Raw genomic sequence first — 4,518 nt, 5'->3', positions numbered from 1 at the left:
AAATTGCCGATATGCCCATTTTTAACAAAAGAGTGAAAACAGAAGCCGCCTACGATTACATTAAAGGAGTAGCTACATTTATTTTACCGTCTTTTCGTACAGGAATTTCTATTGGATATATTTTTTAGCAATTACATAGAAATATAATCCAAAAAAAGTAATTTTCTGGTTCCATGTTGATTTCTGTGGGTGAAAAAATAATAAAGCCACAAACTTTGTCTGTCGAAGACATGCTAAATGTAATAGAAGTAAGACTACATCTGTCGAAATCAGATTCACAGATTAAAATTAATTTATACGCAATATTCTAATAAGATATATGCAGAGCGGTCATAAGTTGCGTTTTGCCATACCGTGTAAACGGATAATAATCAATACATTAAACATAGTGCCAAATCTCAAATCATGACCAGTCGAAGTATATGTCCTTTAGCCCAGATATATCGGACACTCAGCGAGTTGGGCTTTTCCCTTTAGGGGATTTAAGGAGTGCAGATAAGCAAATAATAAGTTTTCTTATAAGCACTAATTACAAAAAGAGTAATTTTGTAATCTGTGAATCTGTGGCAAATTTGATTACCCACAGTATTTGACATAGAACCAATTTTCTGGTACAATTATTTCTAAATATCTTTGATTATTTTATTTCATTCATATTTTGTATTTTTGATATTGTTATTTTCTAGCTTTAAATTGAAATTTCTAAATGACAAAAAGGTTTTTAATCATATTACAAATAGTTTTCCTAATAATTGTTTCAGAGGGAACTGTTATGTCACAAGGATTTCACACCAAATTTGGCAAATCAAAAGTCCAGTACGAGCAGTTTGACTGGTATTTTTACAGAACAAAAACATTTGAAGTTTACTACCATCAAGGAGGGAAAAATCTTGCCCATTACGTTCTTACTTATGGGAAAAAATATCTTGAAGAAATAGAAAGAGCAATTGATTATAGAATTGGCGACCAACTAACAATTGTAATTTACAACACCTATTCCGATTACAAACAATCCAACATAACCCTTGTGGATGAACAGTACAACACAGGAGGACATACCCCCATAATCGATAATATTGCTTTTGTATATTTCGATGGCAACCATTATGAATTTGATAAAAGAATAAAAGCAGCAATAACTGAAGTATTACTAAACGAACTAATGTACGGCAACACCGTTCAGCAACGCTTACAAAACTCTACTTTAATGTCGTTGCCCGAATGGTTTTACAATGGCACTATCTCCTATTTTTCCAACGATTGGGATTATCGTAAAGAAGCTATTCTTCAGCAAGGAATTTTATCCAAAAAATTTAAAAAATTTGGAAGACTCAGTAAATCCGAAAAAATGATTTTTGGACATTCTTTATGGTCATACATTTCTAAGATATATGGAAAGAAAGCAATTCCTGATCTTTTGTACATGACTCATATCAATAAAAATATGGATGCAGGATTTAAATTTGTGTTAGGGAAAGGTTTTGACCAAATTTATGAAAATTGGTACAGATATAACAGCTACAAATATTTATCAAAAGAAAATGATGAATTTCAGGAAATTAAAAATAATATTTTTATAAAACGTCTTGGAAAAAATTCAGAAATAACAAGAATTAAATTAGGACCAAACGGAGATAAAATTGCCTACGTATCAAACAAAAAAGGAAAAACAAAAGTTTATGTTTATGATATTACAACAGGAAAAAAACGAAAAATATTTAAACAAGGATATTTAAAAGACAATGCACACGAAGACAAAAATTATCCTGTAATTACCTGGCATCCGCGAGCTGAAAAAATTGCTATTATTTACGATAAAAAGTCAATACCTAATCTATTTGAATACAATCTTAAAAAAAAGAAAAAAGAAAATAAAAAAAAATTAGACAGACTTGACAAAGTCCTTGATTTTAGTTATAACAACCGAGGTGAAAGCATTGTGCTTTCTGCAATTCGTAATGGAAGTAGTGATATTTTTATTTTTCAGATGAGGTCAAACAGATTGTTTACAATTACAAATGATATTTTTGATGACTTACATCCACAATACATTAATAATTCGGAAGGGATAGTTTTTAGTTCAAACAGAACAGATTACCAAATTAAAAGACGGTTTATTGACCCTACAAAAAAATTTATGCCCACCAATGATATTTTTTATTACGATATAAAAAACAAATCAAAAAAATTGAGAAGAATTACTTTTACCAACAATATAAACGAAGTTTATCCAAACGAATATGACTCATCCTTTATAAGTTATCTTACTTTTGAAAATGGAATTATAAACCGTGATGCTGCATATCCCGATAGTATTTTTAACCATATTGAAGTATTAGTAAAATATGTTGATACTACAAAATTCAAAAATGATACTTTTAAATTTTATGAAAATAATACAAGCATAATAAACTATTCTACAAAAACATACTTTGATACAATTATCGAACAGCCCAAATTGCCGGATTCAATTTTTATTGATTCCAATCAAATTGTTATAGACACTACTTTTGAAAAACGAAATGCCCAAATTTCATCTATTGACACATTCTTTGTCTATCACGATACATCATACATTTATCCTCAAACAAATTATCCAAATGACATTGTAGCTTATGATGTTAAAGCCCGAGCATTTAGCATTCTTGAATTATTTTATGAAAACGGAAAATACAAATTATCAACAATTCCAATTCCAAGAGATTTAAGAAAAATAAAAATTAATAGAATTGAGAAAAATAAAATTTTTAAAGAACTAAAAGTAATAAAAAGAAACCAAGAAATGTTTGACTACATTGAAACACCTGATGAACAAACCATTACAAAAGACAAAAACACAGAAATTGTTGAAATAAAAAACGATAGTTTTTCATATTTTTTCCTCAATGATTTTGATGCAATAAAAGTTGATACCAGTGATGATGTAATTAATCATGATTTTTTCAAAAAAACTAAAATAATTTCAAACAAGTTCAACAAAGAAAAACAAAAATATACAAGGACAAGATTCGGTTCTTCAAGTATGTATTTTATGTCGCTTACCCCCGACTACCTTGTAAGCCAGTTAGATAACAGCTACCTTCAAACTCCATATTTTCCTTATGACAAAAACACTCCTATCACTCCGTTCAATAAAGCTATTAATACTTTTATTATGCTAGGCGTAAGTGATTTATTTCATGACTATAAACTTTCAGGTGGCTTTCGTATTAAAAGTAATCTCAACGGTTCGGAATATTTAGTGAATTTTGAAAATCTAAAAAAACGTTTAGACAAAAAAATTGTTCTTTATAGAAATGCTGAAACAAGCGGAACATCATATTTGCAAAGCAAACAAATTACCCATGAAGGAAGATTAAGACTTAGCTATCCTTTTAGCGAAATCTCAACATTAAAAGGAGATGTTTTTCTGCGGCAAGATAGAAAAGTTACTTTGTCATCAGAACATAGTAGTCTTGTAGAACCAGACGTAATTAGCTCATTTATAGGTTATAAATTTGAATACATTTTTGACAACACAAGAAATCTGACAAACAACATACTTCAGGGAACAAGGTTTAAAGTCTATTTTGAAAACTACAGAGAAGTTGAAACCCTAAAAAACGTTCTTTCAGTTTATGGTACAGATTTTAGAAATTACATAAAAATTCACAAGCAAATTATTTGGGCAAACAGATTTGCATTTGCTTCATCAGTTGGAGATTCAAAAATTTCATTTTTCCTTGGAGGAGTTGACAACTGGTTATTTCCAAAGGTTGATGAAGATATTCAAGTTGATCCTGATTTAAATTATGTTTTCAGATCATTAGCGGTAAACTTGCGTGGTTTTAGCCAAAACATCAGAAATGGCAATTCTTATGCTTTAATAAATAGTGAATTACGTATCCCAATTTTCAGATATTTATACAACAGACCATTAAAATCAAACTTTTTTGACAAATTTCAAATTGTTGCTTTTGCGGATGCAGGAACAGCATGGATAGGCTTACATCCCTACAGTGAAGAAAATTCATTAAACAAAAGAATCATCAAAAAAAATCCTTTTGAAATAACTGTAATCACAATAGGAGAACCAATTGTAGCAGGCTACGGATTTGGAGCAAGAACAGAACTTTTCGGATATTTTATTAAATTTGATTATGCTTGGGGAATTGAAGGAAATGAAATTCTTGGTAACATGAAATACCTTTCATTCGGATTGGATTTTTGAAAAAAAACAAGATGCAAGATGCAGGATGCAGGATGCAGGATGCAAGAAGATGCAGGATGCAAGATGCAGGATGCTGAATCCGGATACAAGACAAAACGGCTCAACACCAATCGCTAAAAGCCAAACAGTAATCAGAGAATCTCTACTTAGTGCCTCTTAGAAAAACGTATATTTTTGACTTTTAGAATATTATGTGTATTCTGTCGCTTGAATCTAATGTCATAAAGTAGTCATTTGATTGTCATTAAGTTACAAAACCCAATGACAGCTTGGCTAAATGACTATTAATGACAATTGAATGACTTTTA

The 4,518-nt window shown here is 30.0% G+C and carries 1 protein-coding gene; it reads left to right on the top strand.

Features of this window, described 5'->3' with window-relative positions; genetic code table 11:
* Positions 1–706: 706 nt before the first annotated feature.
* On the top strand, positions 707–4,210 hold the full coding sequence (locus U9R42_03170; protein ID MEA3495017.1) for a hypothetical protein: 3,504 nt from the start codon (positions 707–709) through the stop codon (positions 4,208–4,210).
* Positions 4,211–4,518 lie beyond the last annotated feature (308 nt).

The organism is Bacteroidota bacterium (assembly GCA_034723125.1).
Classification (GTDB): Bacteria; Bacteroidota; Bacteroidia; order CAILMK01; family JAAYUY01; genus JAYEOP01.
The sequence above is the reverse complement of the archived record's forward strand: the minus strand, read 5'-3'. Positions and strand labels throughout refer to the sequence as shown.

Bases quoted from the DNA above. Each gene is read 5' to 3' on its own strand.
- U9R42_03170 (MEA3495017.1), top strand. From the start codon at position 707: ATGACAAAAAGGTTTTTAATCATATTACAAATAGTTTTCCTAATAATT.